We start from the raw sequence: 18,977 nt of genomic DNA, 5'->3' as shown, positions 1-18,977 counted from the left end.
GATTCTTAAGTCGCGTTTCTGGTGTTCATTTTCGGGTGGTTTGTTACTTGTTTTACCGGGGATATGCCAGAAACGCGCTGAGTCAGTCTGGGCGGTGCGCGTAATGCGGCGTTATGGTAAATAGCCTATGCTAATGTCCGCTAAGAGCGAGAAGCGGACGTTTGGTTGACGAACTATATATATAAAAAAACATAGCCCGTCAGAATTGTGTTTTAGGGTTTGCTGATAACTGCAACATATAAAATTGAACCATCATTTTCATGGCTTACCGGTCCACTGACCCGTACCAGGTCCTGAGCATCGAAGTGCTGCCCGTTCCAGACTTTCTGCGGGATGCGGACTTTGATGGTACCGGTTGGGTCGCGGAACGTATACCACTCGTCCTGCTGCTGGCTGACAACATTGCCTTCCAGTGTGATCCACGCCCCTTCGTGCATTGACGATACGATCTGAATCCGGCTTTGACTATTCTCCTGCTGAACTTTATGACCGGCATACATGTGCTCAGTGACGACAGGCTCTTTCTCTGCGGAGAAGCCACCTTGCGCTGCCAGAGCAGGAATGGCGATGAACGAAGTGAGTAACACTCCGGTGACGAACTGACTGAAATATTGTTTTTGCATAGCAGATTCCATTTATAATTTTACATCCCCCATGGGGGATATTGTCGATGATAAATGAGCGGCTATAAAAGCTCAATTCCTATCCCCGGCAGGGGGATAAAAATATGATGGGCTTCAGAAATATAAAACCCACCGGTTGGTGGGTTCAGGCGTGAGATTCATACAGGAGAAAATCAGCTCGTTACGCCGATCCAGCCGTGATAGCCCATGTAAATGCCGACAAGTGCAATCAGTACGCTTGAGAAGTATGGAGCCCGCCGCGCCAGCGTATCCAGGCCACTCCAGCGTTTGGTTGCCTGACGAACGCTGAAAGCCGCCGCTGCGCCCACTGAAACCAGCGTGATCGCTAAACCGATGCTGAAACACAGTACCAGCGCGGCACCGAGCGTAAATTCCTTCACCTGGATGCAGAGCAGCAAAACGGTAATGGCTGCCGGGCAAGGAATAAGGCCGCCGGTCAGGCCGAACAGGATTATTTGTCCGGTGGTTACGCTGCGATTCGCAAAACGTTTTTTGATGTCGTTCGCATGCGCTTTTTCGTGAGCATCCTGATATTCGCGAGAATTAACATCCAGACCTTCCAGCGAGGAATGATCGTGGTCGTGTTCATGTTCACGGAATTCCACATCATAATCATGCACATGGCCGCGATGGCCTAAAGACAGGCGAACATCAAAGCTGTGTGGCTCCGGGATCGCCAGGGCCGATTCCATAAACCCGTCTTTTTCGACGAAATCAAATACCTGTGAAAATGTCCCTGGACCACGGTTGGTCACCAGAGAAATGTCGCGAGCTTCCCATTTCTTGCCGCTGAGCGAGCGTAAACGCCAGTGAGGGGGTTGTCCTTCTTCGAAAATCGAGAGTTCAACGCTGCCATGGCCCGTATCGATGATGCGGGTTTCGTCATGATCGTGATGACCGTGGCTGTGTTCCTCTTCCTGCTCCATCTTCCACAGCTTTTCGCCGCGCCAGGTTCGCCAGAACATCCATGCCGCCGTACCGAGAATGATGACGGCGGAAATCAGCTGAAACCAGGGTTCGGCTGATTCAGCAGTGAATTTCTGACTGATATACATTCCGCCGAACGCAATGAGCCAGACAACAGACGTATGAGAAATTGTCGCGGCAAGCCCCAGTAATACCGCTTGCTTGACCGTTCCCCGGATGGCCACAATAAAGGCGGCCATCATCGTTTTGGAATGCCCTGGCTCCAGTCCGTGAAGCGCACCGAGCAAAATAGCGCTGGGGATGAACAGCCAGGCATTGGCCACGCCTTGCTGTAAAAGAGTGGAAAAATCAGTCATGTTTCGCTTGCCTTAAAGATATTTAGTTATCTCTTTAAATTCGCTAAGCGTCTTATCAGACTCCGTGTGGTCAGCATGAAGGGCATCCTCCAGGCAGTGATCCAGATGGTCATGAATTAAGGTACGCTTCGCATTCGTTATCGCCTTTTCCACAGCGTGCAGTTGCTGGGCGATATCCAGACATGCTTTCTCATCTTCGAGCATCTGGATGGTACTTTTCAGGTGCCCTGCGGCACGTTTAAGTCTTTTAATAATGTCAGGGTGTGATGCATGAACGGTCATGGTTTATCCTCTCCAGGTGGAAGGGATAAGATAATGTGTATCAACGCCATGGTCACACTTTTTATCGGCTTATCCTCTCCTGATACGTTGTCTTTTTTTGGGAAATTACTTCTCTTTCTTCGGCCAGGACGGATGTTCATCGTCAATGACGAAATCATGCTCATGGGTCGATTCGTTGTTTGTTTCCGGGTCTTTGTGGCTGTGAACCTGAGCGTACACTTCATGCTCAGGACGCCAGATAAGTACGGCGGTGACCAGCGACAATGTTGCCACAACAGTCAGGGCGATGAATGAAGCCTGTGTCCCCCATGCCGCACCAACCCATCCGGCCAGCGGATAAGTCACCAGCCAGCATGAATGTGACAGTGCAAACTGGGCGGCAAACAGCGCCGGTCTGTCTTCCGCTGTTGACGAACGGCGCAGCAGGCGACCACCCGGTGTCTGAGAAAGTGAATAGCCCACCCCCAGCAGTGCCCAGAGCACAACCAGCGTGATGTAATCCTTCAGGAAAATGCCTGACCCCAGGCCAATGACTAAAAGCGCCGTACCTGCAAGCATCGGCATACGGTCGCTCATGTTGTCGAGGAGTCTGGGGAGAACCAGGGCCGATACCATGGACCCCACGCCGAAGAAGGCCAGCGCAATAGCGGTAGACCGCTGTGAGAAACCAAAGTCCGCCTGAACCAGAACGACGGTGTTGACGATAACCATTGCACTCGCTGCCGCTACGGCCATGTTGAGTGCCAGCAGGCCGCGCAGTCTGGGCGTTTTCAGGAAGATGCGCATACCTCGTGTAGTTTTGTCATAGATGCTGCGTTTGACCGTTAACGCTTTCATCTTCGGCAGTGTCACGGAAACAACCAGAGCTGCTGAAGCAAGGAACCCGACTGCCGTACCGGCAAACAGGTTGTGGAAACTCATGACCGTCAGCAGTGCAGCCGCCAGCATAGGGCTGATGACGCTTTCAAGATCGTAGGCCAGACGTGACAGAGACAGCGCCCGGGTATATTCACGTTCGTCAGGAAGAATATCCGGGATAGTTGCCTGGAAAGTAGGCGTAAACGCCGCCGAGGCAGCCTGAAGAATGAAGATCAGGATGTAGATTTCCCATATCTGGGTGACAAAAGGCAGCGTGATAGCCACGAGAGCGCGAACCAGGTCCAGTGTTACCAGCATGGTGCGACGCGGGAATTTATCGGCAAAAGCCGCCGCCACGGGCGCAACAAGAATATAGGCGCTCATTTTGATAGCCAGCGCGGTACCCAGCACTGCCCCGGCTCTGTCACCTGCGAGATCGTAGGCCAGTAACCCTAACGCAACGGTCGCCAGACCGGTGCCAATAAGGGCGATAACCTGTGCCATAAACAGGTGGCGATAGGTACGATTAGAAAGAATGTTGAGCATCAGGAAATCTCTTGGTTTGAAATCACATCCCCCCCAGGGGGATATTCAAAGCATAGAGGGACCTGAAAAAAATGACAAGCTTTATCCGGGTGAGGAGGATACTGATTCGTCTGTTATCTTGGATGTTAAATAAAAAAGCTTCAGGTATCCCAGCGTTATACCTGAAGCAGCATAAAAAGTGTCGAAGGTGTTATCGCCGCTTCCCTGCGCAGCCCCTCCTGACGAGAAGGGAATTAACTCAGTTGTCCCAGACAGGTTTTCAGGCTCAACCGGGTGGCTTCAATATCACTATGGATAATGGTGCACCAGTCATCACGGTTAGCCCGAATGACCTCCAGCCAGTTATTCAGTGCCTGATTAAACGCCATGGTTTTCTCGCGCTGCGGCCAGCTCATCTGGTTAGTGCTGTAAATGTCCTGCCCTGGCTGCGGCATTAGTACGGTTTGCTGCGTCGACATCCGGGAAGTCACCGGCCAGGTATCAGAGTTGCCATCCCAGGAAGGCATCACCGGGAAACCCGCTCCGCGCAAGGCCATATCCCAGGTGGCATCAAACAGGTATGTTTTGCCCTGTAGCTCAAAAGCCACAGTGTCATGAAATCCCTGTGTTTGCGGCAAAATTGCCAGAATATCCGCAGGTACAGGCAAATCAGCCCAGTCAAACCGCACCAGCTTTCGCTTTGCCGTAATGCCACCATCGGTCAGCAGTCGTTCGGCAGCAGCGGCTTTATGACGGCAGTCGCCAAAGCCCTGCTGAAACAGACTCATGCTTTCGCCATTCCATGCACCGAGCTGATAGGGTATCCGCCTGACCAGCTCAAAAATGGCTCTTCGCAGTTCAGTTGAGCCAGGTTTAAGCCCGAGCGACTGCAAAACCCAGCCCGGCGTTATCGCCTCTTGTTGATTGCGGCGGGTGTTTATTTTTTGCCATGTTTCACTGACTTTTTCAGCCAGAGAGGCTGCCAGGGTTTCCCCCGGCAGTAATGTTGTCATCAGCAACGCTCCTGTGGTGGTGAGAAAATGTCTGCGCGTCAACATATCGGGCGTTACACCTCTACGTTGCGACGAAGCGCCGACATAACCAGTGATTCACAGACCACTTCTTCATCCTCTGCCCGCTTTACGCCGGGGAAGACCATCTGACTTACCGGGGACGAACGAAGCCGGTGATAACGGGCAATCGCGCCATTCATTCCTCCCATTTGCTTACGTCTGACCAGCCGCAGTCCGTGCTCCCAGGCGACTTCATCCATCGCGCTCGCCAGAACAGGGTCATGGTTGAAGATCAGGACGCCATCCTCTTTCAGCAGGCGTGCAGCGCTGCGAAGGAAAGCCGTGTAATCCTGTTCGAAATAGGCCGCTGCCTGGGAGTAGATAATATCGACCTCACCTGCCTGAACACCTCTGTTTTCCAGCGCTCCCAGCCCGGCTGCTGTCACGTAAGGATGCTCAGTCACGCCTTTTGGCAGCGATGCATGCCACGGTGTGAGATTAGTGAAGTGCAGGAATACGCTTTCCCCAAGTTGCTCCCTGAACTCCCCGGAAAGCCCGGAAATCGTCGCCTGATGGCCGGCACATTCCTCAGCGCGAAAACCCGCCCAGGCGGCACCAATTTCCAGGAAGGTGACTTTCCCGTTTTTGTGGTGAATGTTTTTCGCATAGTGGGCGATGTCGAACCCAATTTCTCGCGCCAGGCGAAATGAACCGCCGCTGGATGTCCAGGGGCCATCAAAGCCAAAGGCAAGGATCGCTTTGAGCATCGAGCCCGTTTCCTGATGCATCATTTTCAGGAACGGAATGACTTTACGCCGTGAAGGAACCGGGACATTCGGACGCATTTTTTTGGCCTGAAGGTCGCGATTAACGCCCATGCAGAGCGTCTGCCAGTGCAGGGGATCAACACGATAATTGAGTGCAGTGAAATTACGCGCAATCTCTCGACGCGCCTGGATAGAGTCTTTATACATAGCCTCTCCGCTAAATCTGAAGTTGATTAAAGCCGGGCAGCAAAAACTGCCGGTAACAGCGATCAGATCTGGCGGATGCTGGGAGGACGGTAAATGATGTCCGTGGCCTTAACCGGGCTACGAAGATCGGCAAGCGGCAACCATCTGTCTGTTACAGGAGAGAGGGAAATCTCTACAGAGGGCGGCTGCTCAGGGGTTTCATGGAAATGGTCTGTCTGATGATGGCCTGCGTGGCCAGACTGAGGGATATCCGAATCGTGAGAGTGATCCTGCATTGACATGGTGACTTCTGCGTCATGCAGATTCATCTCGTAGCCTGTCAGGCCGTTTGTACCGTGCGACGCAAACGTCACCATCGACGACATCATCATGCCAATGGCCATGATGACGATCATCAGAACATAACGGGGCGAACGTTTAAACATCGGGTACATCGCTGATTGCTTTCCTCAATAGACAATGACAACGGTATAAAAAGATTAGCATCCCCCCGGGGAGGATGTAAGGGCTGGAATGTAAAGTCTTGTATTGGCGATATGAATAAAAAGGCCCGCATAATGCATCAGCGACCGGGGCGACCAGAATATAAGCAAGCATCTTCATTGCCAGCGCCGTTCCCGACTCCCCCTGCCCTGTCGCCCGCCAGCAGGCCCAGTGCAACGGTAGCAAGACCGGTACCGATAAGAGCAATTATGAGCACCATAAAAAGATAGCGATATGTACGGTTAGAAAGACTGAAAATATGTAGCAATCTCTACCATATGTATTAATCTCTACACTATGAAACTACATATCCTTATTCTGACACTGCCCACTGAGCAGGCCACATTACGTATGCGTGTCTGGCGGGCATTAAAAAATACCGGTGCCGCCATGCTGCGCGACGGCGTTTATCTGTTGCCTGAAGCGCAACAGAGCCATGAGATTTTTAACGAGATGAGTCGTGAAATCAGCGGTGAGGGAGGAACGGCCTTTGTTTTTGACGCAGAGACTTCCGACGAAGAGAAAATTCGCCCGTTATTCGATCGCTCTCAGCAGTACCTGATCCTGATGGAGAGCCTTCAGGTTTGTAAAAACGACCTTAATGAGGAAACCGCGGTCAGCCAACTGAAGATGGTAAGAAAACTTCGTCGCGAGCTGGATCGGATTGTGGCGATTGATTTCTTTCCTGGTGAAGCGCAGGCGCAGGCCATTTTTGCCTTGTCAGAACTGGAAGCTGGCATTAACAGGTTCATCTCTCCCGGAGAGCCTCATGCCGTCAGTGGCTTGCTGACACGGCTGAAGCCTGAGGATTTTCATAACAGGATCTGGGCTACGCGTCGCCGGCCATGGATTGACAGGCTTGCCAGCGCCTGGCTTATACGGCGTTTTATCGACCAGGATGCGCAGTTTCTCTGGCTTAAGGATGGCAACGATTGCCCGGAAGAGGCGGTGGGGTTTGATTTTGATGGCGCGACCTTCAGCCACATCGACAATCGTGTGACCTTTGAAGTGCTGATGGTCCGCTTCGGGCTGACGGGGGATGCCCTGAATGGTCTGGGGATGCTTGTGCATTACCTTGATGTTGGCGGGGTTCAGCCCCCCGAAGCCGCTGGCGTTGAAAGTGTACTGGCAGGATTGCGTGAAAGCATTACGGATGATGACACATTACTCACAGCGGCCTGTTCGCTGTTTGACGGTCTGTTAACGACGTTTGAAATGAGGTCCGGCCATGATGAACAAAACGGAGTTGCTGACGCTGGCAGAGGAAAACGTTAAGCCCAAGCCGGTCCCCCTGAAGGAGGCGTTCTGGTTCTGGATGAAGCTGGGTTTTATCAGCTTTGGCGGTCCTGCCGGACAGATTGCGATCATGCATCAGGAACTGGTCGAGAACCGGCGCTGGATTTCCGAGTCCCGTTTTCTCCACGCACTCAATTTCTGTATGGTGCTGCCCGGTCCGGAAGCTCAGCAACTTGCCACCTACATTGGCTGGCTGATGCACAGGACCTTGGGCGGAGTGATAGCGGGTTTGTTATTTATCCTTCCCTCACTTTTTATTCTTATCGCGTTGTCGTGGATCTATATCGCCTGGGGAGACGTTGCCATTATTGCCGGTATCTTTTACGGCATTAAACCCGCCGTGGCGGCAATCGTGCTGCAGGCGGCGCATCGCATCGGCTCCCGTGCGCTGAAACACGGTGCCCACTGGGCCATAGCTGCTGCGGCTTTTGTGGCCGTTTTCGCCCTGAACGTTCCTTTTCCCGTCATCGTTATTTCAGCAGCGATAACTGGCTTTATCGGCGGACGCATCGCGCCGGAAAAATTTCACAGCGGCAGCGGGCATAACAAACAGGAGAAAGCCGCCGTTGATGCTGCGGTTATTGACGATCATACGCCCGTACCGGCGCATGCCCTGTTCAGCTGGGCGAAACTGTTAAGGATTGTGGCAGCGGGTGCACTGCTCTGGCTTATTCCCATGACGGTGCTGACGCTGGGGCTGGGCTGGGCGCATCCGGTGACGCAGATGGGCTGGTTCTTTACCAAGGCTGCGCTCCTTACCTTCGGTGGGGCCTACGCCGTCCTGCCATACGTTTATCAGGGTGCTGTCGTCAATTTTGGCTGACTGACTGCCGGGCAGATGATGGACGGGCTGGCGCTGGGAGAAACCACGCCCGGCCCGCTGATTATGGTGGTCACGTTTGTCGGATTTGTGGGCGGGTATACCCATGCCGTTTTTGGCGCGGATATGCTGTTTGTCGGCGGCGCCGTTGCCGCCTGCATGGTGACCTGGTTTACCTTTCTCCCGTCCTTCATTTTCGTGCTGGCAGGCGGGCCGTTTATCGAAACGACCCACAACAAGGCGGGTTTCACGGCACCTTTAACCGCCATCACAGCGGCCGTAGTGGGCGTCATTGTTAATCTGGGGCTGTTTTTTATCTGGCATACCGTATGGCCGGAAGGCGCAAAGGGAGGGATCGATATCCCTGCCGCCCTGATTGCCGTCGCCGCTGCGTTTGCGCTTTTCAGATTAAAATGGAAGGTTACGCACGTTATTGCCATGGCGGCTCTCGCCGGGCTGATACTCCGCCTGACCGGGCTGTCAGCTGTGTGAAAAGGGGCAGGTTATCCTGCCCCTGATTTATCAGATAACCCGTTTGATGTTCAGGTAGTCGCCGGTTGTATCAAGCTGGATCGTGATGGTCTCAGAACCACGATTTCGCCAGAACCAGCCATGTTTACCCTCGAACGCGGCCTGTAAAACGCCGTCTCCGGATGTGATCTGCCGGGCTTTACCATAGCCATGGTAGAAGCCTTTCGGGGCGTTGACCGGATCGCCGTGCGCATCCACGTTTACCGGTCCGGAACTTGTCCACTGATAGGTCACGCGGGCATCTTTGCGCATTTCCAGTTTAACTTCAGCAGCTTCGTTAGGCTTCAGGGTGATGAGCATCTGATGACGTTGCGAGCCAGCCGATGGTACTTCCGGCGCGCGCGTGGTCGCCGGAACGCTCAGCTCCGGGTAGGTGTTCTGCGTTATTGCCGGAGGATTATCCGGGATCGGTCGCTCATTAACTGGCGCAGCCAGCTGTCCTTGCTGAACAGCGCTGGCCTGATTATCGGCATCAGCTTCTTCGGCAAGCTGCGTTTTGATTTCTCCCATCTGCTTAAGCCCCAGTAAACGACCCACGCCAGTAGGATCAATGCCGTATTCCGAAGGCATGACGACGGTGATCAGCAGCGTCAGCGCCACGATGGCGGCGAGGATAGTGGACTGCATCAGTTTGATGGCAGAAGGTAATTCTGCGCGTGTTGGTAAATCAGTGTTGTACATTGTTTTGTCTCCCTCAGGCTAAAATGTAGCCACAAAGCTGGTAACTCATTAACAGAAATCCCGCGCTCATCATCACCACATTGGCGGTATAAGCGTGTCGGAAAAAGCTCGCCGTTTGCCGCCAGTAGCTCATAACGATCAGGATGGCGCTCAGCGCGAGCAGCTGGCCGATCTCAACGCCAATGTTGAAGGCAATCAGGTTGACAAACAGGCCATCGGGAGAGATTTCGAATTCCTGGATTTTGGTTGCCAGACCAAAACCGTGGAAGAATCCAAAGATGAGCGTCGCAAGCTTCGTGTTGGGCTGAACGCCAAACCAGCGCTGGAATGCCCCGAGGTTATCAAGCGCTTTATAGACCACGGACAGCCCGATAATGGCGTCAATAAGGTAAGCACTGACGCTGATATCAAAGAAGGTGCCGATGAGCAGCGTCGTTGAATGCCCGATAGCGAACAGGCTAACGTACAGCCCGATATCACGCATTTTGTAGAGAAAGAAAATCACCCCGAACAGAAACAGCAGATGATCGTAACCGGTCACCATGTGCTTCGCGCCAAGGTAGATAAACGGGATGATGTTCACCCCGGTGATTTCCTGGATGTACCCTTTGTCGCCTTCCGCCACGCCGTGCGCATACGCGCCCTGGCTGTAGAAAAGCAGTAACAACAGGAAAAACAGACAAGCCGAACGCGCCTGAGCTGAAAGCAGGCGAGCGCTCAACCGGCCCTGTGTATCAAGGCTGGTATACATAAAAATCCTTACATGTTGAATAATAACGAATTAGCAGAAGTTATTACGCAGACAGGATTCTCGGAGGGCGTTCGGGGGTGGACTGCGGCATTTGCAGTATTTGTTCTGAACTCAACGCATATATCACCCGCATGCCCGGATTCCATGCGTGCAGAGTAGGCAGAGCAAAGAGTTTATTCAGATCGTGGGAATGATCGGCATTGAGGTGATGCACGCTACCGTGGGAGTGAAACAACAATGGATCGTGCTCATTCAGTGGTTCATCGCTGTCGTGTTGATGGTCACTGATGGACGTTGTTTCCTGAACGCTGTATGCAGCCTGTGGCTTTGCCATAAACGAACTGCTCAGCACGGCAACAGCCATGATGATAAGCACGATTCTGGAAATGACTTCACGGCTGATAAACACAGTTAACGGCATCCTGATGATACAAAGTAACAACGTGCGTAATGTATCCGCTATGCTGGCTTGATTTCAATAGTTGTTTTGAGTTTGGTTTTGTCTGAAATGTTCAACAAATCCTGCCGTCCACTTCTGGCACAAAGCGGACAGTGATCACCGTTCTTACGACTACTTTCTGACTTACTTCGTGACTTGCCCTAAGCATGTTGTAGTGCGATACTTGTAATGACATTTGTAATTACAAGGGGTGTAAGACATGGGTAGCATTAACCTACGTATTGACGATGAACTTAAAGCGCGTTCTTACGCCGCGCTTGAAAAAATGGGCGTAACTCCTTCTGAAGCGCTTCGTCTCATGCTCGAGTATATCGCTGACAATGAACGCTTGCCGTTCAAACAGACACTCCTGAGTGATGAAGATGCTGAACTTGTGGAGATAGTGAAAGAACGACTTTGTAATCCTAAGCCAGTACGTGTGACGCTGGATGAACTCTGATGGCGTATTTTCTGGATTTTGACGAGCGGGCACTAAAGGAATGGCGAAAGCTGGGCTCGACGGTACGTGAACAGTTGAAAAAGAAGCTGGTTGAAGTACTTGAGTCACCCCGGATTGAAGCAAACAAGCTCCGTGGTATGCCTGATTGTTACAAGATTAAGCTCCGGTCTTCAGGCTATCGCCTTGTATACCAGGTTATAGACGAGAAAGTTGTCGTTTTCGTGATTTCTGTTGGGAAAAGAGAACGCTCGGAAGTATATAGCGAGGCGGTCAAACGCATTCTCTGAACCAAAGCATGACATCTCTGTTTCGCACCGATGGTGACACTTCTGCTTGTATGGGTCCACCACATATTGCAATTTTTACTCTCACGTAAAATATAGTCCACTGGCGTCATCAGTTCGAGTGATTTATGTGGCCTTTTGCTGTTATACAGCACCAGATATTCAGCCATTCTTTGATTAAACAAATTCAGGTCCTCAAAAAGCAACAATTCATTGAATTCAATAAATTGTTCTCTAAGTGTCCGGTTAAATCGCTCACAGGTCGCATTCATTTTCGGTGTGTACGGATAGGTCCAGATGTGTTTAATCGAGGCTTCCTGTAGCGTTTTATCAAAGTTACCGAGGAACTCCTTACCGTTGTCAGTGACAACTTGTCTGATAGCGACAGGAAAGAGCTTTGTGGCCTTGCTGAAGAAATGGCTGGTAATATCGCTGTTGAGTGAAGGGACCGCCAGGGCCAGCGCATAGTCGCTGTGCTCGTCGATCATGGTAATGATATAGCGGCGTAGGTCCCCCATCCTGAGTTCAATCGCGTCCATCCCTATGAGTTCGCCTGTTTTTACCGGGCGGTATTGTTTTGGTCTTCTGGGCTTCACTGAGCGTTTTTTTATCAACCGGGCTTTGCCCCTGGCGCTGAGGCGTACGGGGATCATCCGCATTTTATCGTGAGCACCAGCAATGATTCTTCCAATGGTTGACGTGCTGGGACAGGTAAAATGCCGCGCTTCACACCATGGTTTCAGCCTGACAAAAATCTGCTCTTTGCCGAGATTGGGTAACTCAGTTCTCAGACGCCTGATCTCCTTGAGTACATCAGGATGCCAGTGCCTTGAACGGCGAACCAGAGGGGCTTTGCTTCTTGGAATTAGTGCTTCTGGACCACCGGTGCGCAGTAACCGGCGCCACCAGTAGAGTGTTCGCGTTGATACGTCAAAAGCATCAGTTGCGGCACGGATCCCGTGCTTATCCCAGAAGTTCAGAGCCTTCATTCTTAACTTCGCAATCTCGGGCATAAGAGAGTGTTTCATCGCATAAGCAGTTGCTCGGTAATACCCAAAATAGCCGACACCGATATGCTGCATCAACATCTGGCAATCCCTCCTTTAGTGTTCTGAGGCAATTGCAATATCTGTGTGAACTTACACAGGAGGAGTAAACCGTGAAACTGCCGCGAAGTACCGTTATCTGGTGCGTACTGATAGTGTGTCTCACACTGCTGATATTCACTTACCTGACGCGAAAATCGCTTTGCGAAATTCGCCTGAAGGACGGACAACGGGAGGTCGCTGCAATTCTGGCTTACGAATCCAACGGTAAGTAGCAACCTGGAGGCGGGGGAAGCCGAGTCTGTACATAAATTTGTGTAATTGCCTGATTTTGATATGTTCAATCCAACATCAAAAGCAGGTTAATTTATGGACGAAAAACAGTTGCAGGCTCTGGCTAACGAACTGGCCAAAAATCTCAAAACCCCTGACGATCTCAACCAGTTCGATCGCCTGCTGAAGAAAATCAGCGTTGAGGCGGCTCTCAACGCCGAAATGTCCCACCATCTGGGCTACGATAAAAATCAGCCCAAACTGGGGGCTAATTCCCGTAACGGCTATTCCACAAAGACCGTTACCACCGGCGATGGCCCTCTGGAACTACGTACCCCACGCGATCGTGATGGCTCCTTCGAACCCCAACTGGTGAAGAAAAACCAGACCCGCATTACCGGCATGGATAACCAGATTTTATCGTTGTATGCCAAAGGGATGACCACACGCGAGATCGCCGCCGCGTTCAAAGAGTTGTATGACGCGGATGTCTCACCCGCGCTGGTCTCAAAGGTCACCGATGCGGTCATGGAGCAGGTTGTCGAATGGCAAAATCGTCCGCTGGATGCAGTCTATCCCATTGTTTATCTTGACTGTATCGTCCTGAAAGTCCGACAGGATAGTCGTGTCATCAATAAATCAGTGTTCCTGGCGCTGGGCATTAATATCGAAGGCCAGAAAGAGTTGCTGGGGATGTGGCTGGCCGAAAATGAAGGGGCGAAGTTCTGGCTGAATGTGCTGACAGAATTGAAGAATCGTGGCCTGAACGATATCCTCATTGCCTGCGTTGACGGCCTGAAAGGTTTCCCGGACGCCATCAACGCGGTGTATCCGGAGGCCCGCATCCAGCTGTGCATCGTGCATATGGTGCGCAACAGCCTGCGGTTCGTCTCCTGGAAGGACTACAAAGCCGTCACCCGCGACCTGAAAGCGATTTACCAGGCACCGACGGAAGAAGCAGGCCAGCAGGCGCTGGAAGCGTTCGCCGCAGCCTGGGACAGCCGCTATCCGCAGATAAGCCGAAGCTGGCAGGCAAACTGGGCCAACCTGGCGACGTTCTTCGCTTACCCGGCAGACATCCGCAAAGTCATCTACACCACCAACGCCATAGAATCACTGAACAGCGTGATCCGGCATGCTATCAAAAAGCGTAAGGTGTTCCCGACGGACGACGCGGTGAAAAAGGTGGTGTGGCTGGCAATCCAGGCGGCCTCACAGAAATGGACGATGCCGCTGAGGGACTGGCGTATGGCAATGAGCCGCTTTATTATCGAGTTCGGTGACCGCCTGGACGGTCACTTCTGAGAAAAGGCATTTACACAGAATCGTGTACAGGGTCGGGAAGCCCCGCCTTTTCAGGGCTGAGTTGGTTTGACATGCCTGAAGCGCCTTTATGAAGGGGTTACCGGTTCGCCGGTAGCCCCTTTTTCCTGTCTGTTAATAACATCTGGCCCCCTTCGGCTCCTGATCAGCTGCGCTGCTCAGTCGTCGAGCCCCACTCCGCCAGGGCAGCTGCTGCGCACCTGCCGGGCTCCGCCGAACCCCTTCGGGTTTCGGGCCATACGGCTAGGGTCTGATGGCTGAGGTCAACGGCGCGCTTGCTGCGGCCGTTCCGGCCACGCCGCTTTCACCGTGCCGGCGATACAGCTGCCGTCACTCTGAAGGGCAACGCCGTTTCGCGCCCGCGCGTTCCGTCGTTGCGGCGGGTTCCTGCTCATATCCGCCCTGGTGCCGTATCACCCATTTGAGTCCTTTCGCCGGGGCTGAGACAAGCACAACCCGCCTGGCTGTCCAGGGACGGCTCTGCCTTTCGCAATAAATTTTTCCCGGCCATTCCGCTGCGCTTCATTAGACCGAAAAAAATTTCCCGCTCACCCCGGACATCTGCGTCGGGCCGTGCTCGTTTACGCCCTTGCGGCGAACGGCTCTCAAACGGGTGAAGGTAACAACCAGGGGGCAGGTTCAGCAGGTCCCCGCAAAACGTCAAAACCGCGGCCCCGGCAACTCAACGGGTGATGGTTTTAAAAGCTGGAAATCGTTAATGCCAAATCACCAGAAGTTATTTTTTGGCACTTTTTTATTAAACAGTAACTGAAAATAGATAAGGAGATTATTATGCGTTTGGCTTCTCGTTTTGGTCGTACTAATTCAATTCGCCAGGAACGTCCGTTAACAAACGATGAACTGATCCAGGTCGTGCCTTCTATTTTTTCTGAAGAAAAACACAACTCCCGTAGTGAACGTTACACCTATATCCCAACAATCACATTGCTGGATAAATTAAGGGATGAAGGTTTTCAACCGTTCTTTGCTTGTCAGTCAAGAGTAAGGGACGAGGATAAACGGGGACATACAAAACACATGGTACGTTTACGCCGGGAAGGCGGAAGCAAAGGAAAAGAAGTACCCGAAATTATTCTGCTTAACTCTCATGATGGGTCATCAAGCTACCAAATGATCCCAGGGATGTTTCGTTTTGTGTGTACCAATGGTCTTGTATGCGGAACATCCTTCGGAGAAATCCGCGTGCCTCATAAAGGTGACGTTGTCGGGCAGGTTATCGAAGGTGCTTATGAGGTTCTTGGTATTTTTGATAAAGTCGCGGAAAGTGTTGATGTGATGAAATCCATTACCTTAACAAAAGAAGAGCAACGACTTTTTGGCCTGGCTGCTCTGACATATAAGTATGATGACGAAACTAAAGCGCCTGTGAGTATTGAACAAATCATTCACCCACGTCGTTATGAAGATAAACAGGATGATATCTGGACAACATATCAACGTGTTCAGGAAAATATGATAAAAGGTGGATTGCCTGGTCGCACCCAGAAAGGAAAGAGAACGACAACACGACCCGTACAGGGAATCGATGGCGACGTAAAACTGAATAAAGCATTGTGGCTTATTGCTGAACAGTTCCGGGCGTTTAAAGGGTAAATAGCAATAGAGCCCGGGTGAGTTTTACCCGGGTTATCTCATCTGATAACACAGGCAGAATCTATATGTTCGAGTTTTCCGGCGTATGTATCAGTATTAGTCATATGGAAGAAAGTGACATCAGGGTACTTCAGGTGCTCTCATCTAATAACCATTCTTACGATGGTTATAATGAGTGGATTCACGATACACCGTATGGTTGTGTAATCAGAATGTATGATTTTAAACGGCATATTCTGGCGCTAAAGAGAGGTGGCGTATCAAGACTATTGCGTAAAAATCTCATTCGGATGAATCAGGAAAGAGGGTATCTTCTTTTCCATTTCGACAGTGATGCAGATTATTACCCAGGTATTGAATCTGTAGATTTTTGAAAAATAAAAGCCTTCTCTTGCGAGAAGGCTTTTTAGTTCATCGCTGTTTTCTGCTCATTAGCCCTTTGCTGTTTACTCGCTTTTATTGCTGAGTAGTAACGGTGGATCCTTTTTGCATACTCATAGCGCCTGGCTGCCTGACGTGGTGTCTTTCTGAACCCGGCATTGTAAGCCCCCACTGCTACCCATGAAACACCCCACTTATTGAACGCCTGCGCAAGATAATAAGCTCCGGTATAGATATTCATGCATGCATCGGTGAGAAGGTGATCGGGTTTAATTCCATACCGCGACAGTTCGTTGAAATGTTGTGAATCAATTTGCATAAGACCTGACCCATAACCTGAGACAGGATTGCGGCCGATCGCGTCAATTTTGAAATGCGACTCCTGCCAGGAAATTGCGCGTAGTAAATCAGGATCAATTTTGTAATCCCTTCCAGCCATGTCAAAACAGTCTGAAGCAGAAGTAATATCCGAAAATAATAAAAGTGTGATCGCCAGCGCCATTCCCTTCATGCTTTTCCCTCCGAGGCCAATTTCCGGAAATACGTTAACCCATCCCAGGCTAAGACTCAACTAATATGCACTCCTCACCACAAAATCACCACACCCCACGCAAAATTAAAATTTTGCAGATTGTTCTTTGGTTTCAGTTGCTTATGGTTAGTTATATTATGCTGTGTTATATATTGTTATATATATGCAAGTCGTCAAAGACTTTTCGGTGAGTTTTGTATGAGTCATATAAAACTCGCCTACAACTCGTCTATTAAAAATCAGTGGGTTAACCAGACTTAAGTCGGGACTTAAGTTGTTGAGTGAGTTGTATTGCAAGTTGCTTGAACTCTAGACTTAAGTTTAGAGTTGTTTTAATTGAATGATCACGATATCGTTGTGGCGAATATTGTTCTTGTCACCATATTAAGAAAGGAGTTCATATGGCTAGGGTTCAGGCATATCCCAGTGATGAGGTAGTCGATAAAATCAATGCCATAGTTGAAAAGAGAAGAGCTGAGGGTGCGAAGGAAAAAGATATTAGTTTTTCCAGTGTGGCCACAATGCTCCTTGAACTTGGTCTTAGGGTTTATGAAGCCCAGATGGAACGGAAGGAGTCCGGATTTAATCAGAAGGAGTTCAATAAAGTATTGCTTGAGAATGTTATGAAAACTCAGTTTACTATTTCGAAAGTACTGGCGATGGACTCTCTTAGCCCACATATAAATGGCGATGATCGTTTTGATTTCAAATCAATGGTTATGAATATACGAGACGATGCCAGAGAGGTTGTGGAAAGATTTTTCCCATCACAGGATGAGGAGGAATAAGATTGTTCCAGTCTCTGTATAGAGACTAATTAACTTTAGTATTTGTGCCTGTCTAAAGTTAATAAAAAAGAATAATGATCTAGGCGCTGGAAGTGACACGGAGAGTCAGGAGTTATAAAATGGAATTAGTGCAGTGATTAAAATTTGTTGAAGCGTTAGCGCCTGGGGTTTGCCCCCCCAGACGCCAACTATCCATAGTGTCCTTTAGTGGAGGCGCCTATGTGTGCGAAGGATCGTAGTCAAAATACGTTTGTCAGTCAAACGGATTCCATTCATTCTTTAGGTGAGATGCTTAACATTTCATCTTCCCTGTCATTTATTCGTAATGCCCGTGGTGAGTTAATTCACACCAGCCCACTTTTTGACAAGGTTTTCTTAACACGTACCGATGTTGACTCATGGTTTTCCTCTCTTCCACTTGAAACAGGTATGGAGTTGGTAAAGTCAGAGATTAATGTTTTATCAGAACGTTCTGCTTGCATTGTTAGAGATGTTCGCATCGATGGCTACGTATGGGATGTTTTTATAGAAAGCCTATCAGTTAATAATGAGTTCTACAGTAAATGGGTCTTTGTCAGGGAAACCTACGATGTTGGATTTATTTCTAACCCTTTTGCTGACGTGGGGAGAAAAATTGAAAAGTATATCTCTAGTTTGTCTTCAAGAAAGGATGATAAATGGAAAATACTCAATTTGTATGCCATAGGTTTAACACATTCAAAAATTTCTGCTATCACTGGCGTATCAGAAAAAACATCAAGAAATGTTGTGAGTGATTTTAATAAAGAATTTGCTTTCGATAGCAGGGATAACCTTATACTCTCGTTATTTTATTCTGTAAGTTATTACAGGCTGGCAATGAATATCATGGATATATTAAAGCCTTGTGTTAATGATTTGTTAAAGTGATAGGGACATTTCCGGTAAGGGAATGTAAAAATAATTTACTCACATTCCCTGGATTATTTGTTTACTTTAGTCGTTCGTAATGTAAAGATTTATTATGTGATATTAATATTTCTATGGGAGGCATGATTGGCAAGAGCGGTTAGGAGTAACTCAAGACCAGCACCAGGGCTTCATGTGCTTCTTCGTCTTGATGAAGATACAAATCGTCTTTTAATAAAAGCAAAAGACAGAAGTTCAAGAAGTAAGACTGCAGAAGCTTACATGCGTCTTAGAGACCATTTAGAGAGGTTTCCAGACTTCTATAATTCTGAAACTGTGGAGGGAAAAAAAGCACAATAAAACTTTCTTAAAATCAATGGACTGTTCTAAACAGGTTATGTCTGATATTTAAATCCATTTTATTCATTGGGTATAAACATGAATACTGTATTAACTGTGCAGGGTAGCTCTGTAGCTGTTGAAAACAAAAAGTCTGTTCTTTCGCGCATCTTTAATAAAAAGAATGTGCTGAAAGCTGCTAAAGGAATTTTGCCGCTTGCCGTTCTGGCTGCTGTATTCCCACAAGCAGCACTGGCCACTACTACCGGTACGGATTTAATGAAGACCGGTGATGGCACTGTAAAAGCAACTTTTGGTTCAGGTTCCAGTGTCGTGAAATGGGTGATTCTGGCTGAGGTTATTGTCGGCGGCATCATGTACATGATGACCAAAAACGTTAAGTTCCTGGCCGGTTTTGCCATCCTGTCGGTATTCGTTACCGTCGGCATGTCTGTTGCTGGATATTAAT

21 protein-coding genes and 6 pseudogenes are annotated in these 18,977 nt (G+C 49.8%); 13 read left to right on the top strand and 14 right to left on the bottom strand.

What is annotated here, in order from left to right:
• Nucleotides 1–212 precede the first annotated feature (212 nt).
• The 8 genes and pseudogenes from L383_RS00675 to L383_RS26025 all read right to left on the bottom strand — a co-directional run.
• Entirely contained in the window at nucleotides 213–635 is a 423-nt protein-coding gene (locus L383_RS00675; RefSeq protein WP_032072095.1) for a nickel resistance OB fold protein NcrY, read from the bottom strand.
• Nucleotides 636–796: 161 nt separating this feature from the next.
• Entirely contained in the window at nucleotides 797–1,927 is a 1,131-nt protein-coding gene (locus L383_RS00680) for a Ni(II)/Co(II) efflux transporter permease subunit NcrC (RefSeq protein ID WP_004196366.1), read from the bottom strand.
• Between the two features lie 12 nt (nucleotides 1,928–1,939).
• A complete protein-coding gene (locus L383_RS00685; protein ID WP_004196355.1) occupies nucleotides 1,940–2,209 on the bottom strand; it encodes a nickel-sensing transcriptional repressor NcrB in 270 nt (89 codons plus the stop codon).
• Between the two features lie 105 nt (nucleotides 2,210–2,314).
• On the bottom strand, nucleotides 2,315–3,613 hold the full coding sequence (gene nirA, locus L383_RS00690) for a nickel resistance membrane nickel efflux protein NcrA (protein WP_004196314.1): 1,299 nt from the start codon (nucleotides 3,611–3,613) through the stop codon (nucleotides 2,315–2,317).
• A gap of 233 nt (nucleotides 3,614–3,846) precedes the next feature.
• Nucleotides 3,847–4,605 (bottom strand): hypothetical protein, encoded by a 759-nt coding sequence (locus tag L383_RS00695; RefSeq protein ID WP_004196325.1) that lies wholly within the window; start codon nucleotides 4,603–4,605, stop codon nucleotides 3,847–3,849.
• A 53-nt stretch (nucleotides 4,606–4,658) separates the two neighbouring features.
• Nucleotides 4,659–5,579, bottom strand: a complete 921-nt coding sequence (locus L383_RS00700) for a methyltransferase domain-containing protein (protein ID WP_004196315.1) — start codon at nucleotides 5,577–5,579, stop codon at nucleotides 4,659–4,661.
• A 62-nt stretch (nucleotides 5,580–5,641) separates the two neighbouring features.
• A complete protein-coding gene (locus tag L383_RS00705) occupies nucleotides 5,642–6,013 on the bottom strand; it encodes a hypothetical protein (protein ID WP_004196359.1) in 372 nt (123 codons plus the stop codon).
• Nucleotides 6,014–6,122: 109 nt separating this feature from the next.
• A pseudogene (locus tag L383_RS26025) lies at nucleotides 6,123–6,282 on the bottom strand (MFS transporter); the annotation flags it as partial.
• Nucleotides 6,283–6,359: 77 nt separating this feature from the next.
• On the opposite strand from L383_RS26025, the gene L383_RS00710 reads away from it, so the two are divergent.
• Both L383_RS00710 and chrA read left to right on the top strand, forming a co-directional pair.
• Nucleotides 6,360–7,337 (top strand): chromate resistance protein ChrB domain-containing protein, encoded by a 978-nt coding sequence (locus L383_RS00710; protein WP_004196334.1) that lies wholly within the window; start codon nucleotides 6,360–6,362, stop codon nucleotides 7,335–7,337.
• A pseudogene (gene chrA, locus L383_RS0124405) lies at nucleotides 7,294–8,670 on the top strand (chromate efflux transporter). Before L383_RS00710 ends, chrA begins: the two are co-directional and overlap by 44 nt.
• Before the next feature lie 30 nt (nucleotides 8,671–8,700).
• Here chrA and L383_RS00715 read toward each other — a convergent pair.
• The 4 genes and pseudogenes from L383_RS00715 to ydfV all read right to left on the bottom strand — a co-directional run.
• Nucleotides 8,701–9,390 carry a hypothetical protein gene (locus L383_RS00715; protein WP_004196322.1) on the bottom strand — a complete coding sequence of 230 codons (690 nt, stop codon included), beginning with the start codon at nucleotides 9,388–9,390 and terminating at the stop codon, nucleotides 8,701–8,703.
• Nucleotides 9,391–9,403: 13 nt separating this feature from the next.
• Nucleotides 9,404–10,141, bottom strand: a complete 738-nt coding sequence (locus L383_RS00720; protein ID WP_008460272.1) for a HupE/UreJ family protein — start codon at nucleotides 10,139–10,141, stop codon at nucleotides 9,404–9,406.
• Nucleotides 10,142–10,184: 43 nt separating this feature from the next.
• Entirely contained in the window at nucleotides 10,185–10,550 is a 366-nt protein-coding gene (locus L383_RS00725; protein WP_009651956.1) for a hypothetical protein, read from the bottom strand.
• 127 nt (nucleotides 10,551–10,677) lie between these two features.
• Nucleotides 10,678–10,776: pseudogene (gene ydfV, locus L383_RS26475) on the bottom strand (protein YdfV); the annotation flags it as partial.
• Between the two features lie 24 nt (nucleotides 10,777–10,800).
• Between ydfV and relB the strand changes: the two are divergent.
• Nucleotides 10,801–11,040 (top strand): type II toxin-antitoxin system antitoxin RelB, encoded by a 240-nt coding sequence (gene relB / locus L383_RS00730; protein ID WP_004196370.1) that lies wholly within the window; start codon nucleotides 10,801–10,803, stop codon nucleotides 11,038–11,040.
• On the top strand, nucleotides 11,040–11,327 hold the full coding sequence (gene relE, locus L383_RS00735; protein WP_000323025.1) for a type II toxin-antitoxin system mRNA interferase RelE: 288 nt from the start codon (nucleotides 11,040–11,042) through the stop codon (nucleotides 11,325–11,327). The genes relB and relE overlap by 1 nt, the downstream gene beginning before the upstream one ends.
• Before the next feature lie 50 nt (nucleotides 11,328–11,377).
• On the opposite strand, the pseudogene L383_RS00740 reads toward relE, so the two are convergent.
• Nucleotides 11,378–12,412: pseudogene (locus tag L383_RS00740) on the bottom strand (IS481 family transposase); the annotation flags it as partial.
• A 100-nt stretch (nucleotides 12,413–12,512) separates the two neighbouring features.
• Between L383_RS00740 and L383_RS26605 the strand changes: the two are divergent.
• The 5 genes and pseudogenes from L383_RS26605 to L383_RS00755 all read left to right on the top strand — a co-directional run.
• Nucleotides 12,513–12,575, top strand: a pseudogene (locus tag L383_RS26605) (hypothetical protein); the annotation flags it as partial.
• Nucleotides 12,547–12,645: pseudogene (locus L383_RS0124400) on the top strand (Hok/Gef family protein); the annotation flags it as partial. The pseudogenes L383_RS26605 and L383_RS0124400, both read left to right, overlap by 29 nt.
• A gap of 94 nt (nucleotides 12,646–12,739) precedes the next feature.
• Nucleotides 12,740–13,948: an IS256 family transposase gene (locus L383_RS00745; protein WP_015386429.1), complete on the top strand. Its 1,209-nt coding sequence runs from the start codon at nucleotides 12,740–12,742 to the stop codon at nucleotides 13,946–13,948.
• Nucleotides 13,949–14,758: 810 nt separating this feature from the next.
• The gene (locus L383_RS00750) at nucleotides 14,759–15,580 is read left to right on the top strand and encodes a DUF932 domain-containing protein (protein ID WP_023332864.1); all 822 of its coding nucleotides are present in this window, start codon (nucleotides 14,759–14,761) and stop codon (nucleotides 15,578–15,580) included.
• A gap of 65 nt (nucleotides 15,581–15,645) precedes the next feature.
• On the top strand, nucleotides 15,646–15,954 hold the full coding sequence (locus L383_RS00755; protein ID WP_023332865.1) for a DUF5983 family protein: 309 nt from the start codon (nucleotides 15,646–15,648) through the stop codon (nucleotides 15,952–15,954).
• A 32-nt stretch (nucleotides 15,955–15,986) separates the two neighbouring features.
• Here the strand turns inward: L383_RS00755 and L383_RS00760 are convergent, their stop codons facing one another.
• Nucleotides 15,987–16,472, bottom strand: coding sequence for a transglycosylase SLT domain-containing protein (locus L383_RS00760; RefSeq protein ID WP_032629900.1), 486 nt, complete (start codon nucleotides 16,470–16,472; stop codon nucleotides 15,987–15,989).
• 422 nt (nucleotides 16,473–16,894) lie between these two features.
• Between L383_RS00760 and traM the strand changes: the two genes are divergently transcribed.
• The 4 genes from traM (at nucleotide 16,895) to traA (ending at nucleotide 18,976) form a co-directional block, all read left to right on the top strand.
• Nucleotides 16,895–17,281 carry a conjugal transfer relaxosome DNA-binding protein TraM gene (gene traM, locus L383_RS00765; protein WP_001568107.1) on the top strand — a complete coding sequence of 129 codons (387 nt, stop codon included), beginning with the start codon at nucleotides 16,895–16,897 and terminating at the stop codon, nucleotides 17,279–17,281.
• 219 nt (nucleotides 17,282–17,500) lie between these two features.
• Entirely contained in the window at nucleotides 17,501–18,190 is a 690-nt protein-coding gene (locus L383_RS00770; RefSeq protein WP_001568106.1) for a helix-turn-helix domain-containing protein, read from the top strand.
• Nucleotides 18,191–18,364: 174 nt separating this feature from the next.
• On the top strand, nucleotides 18,365–18,529 hold the full coding sequence (locus L383_RS25505) for a TraY domain-containing protein (protein ID WP_071594636.1): 165 nt from the start codon (nucleotides 18,365–18,367) through the stop codon (nucleotides 18,527–18,529).
• A 78-nt stretch (nucleotides 18,530–18,607) separates the two neighbouring features.
• Entirely contained in the window at nucleotides 18,608–18,976 is a 369-nt protein-coding gene (traA, locus tag L383_RS00775; protein ID WP_001568105.1) for a type IV conjugative transfer system pilin TraA, read from the top strand.
• Nucleotide 18,977 lies beyond the last annotated feature (1 nt).

The organism is Enterobacter sp. MGH 37 (assembly GCF_000534515.1).
Lineage (GTDB): Bacteria > Pseudomonadota > Gammaproteobacteria > Enterobacterales > Enterobacteriaceae > Enterobacter > Enterobacter kobei.
This window is presented reverse-complemented; position numbering and strand designations above follow the sequence as displayed.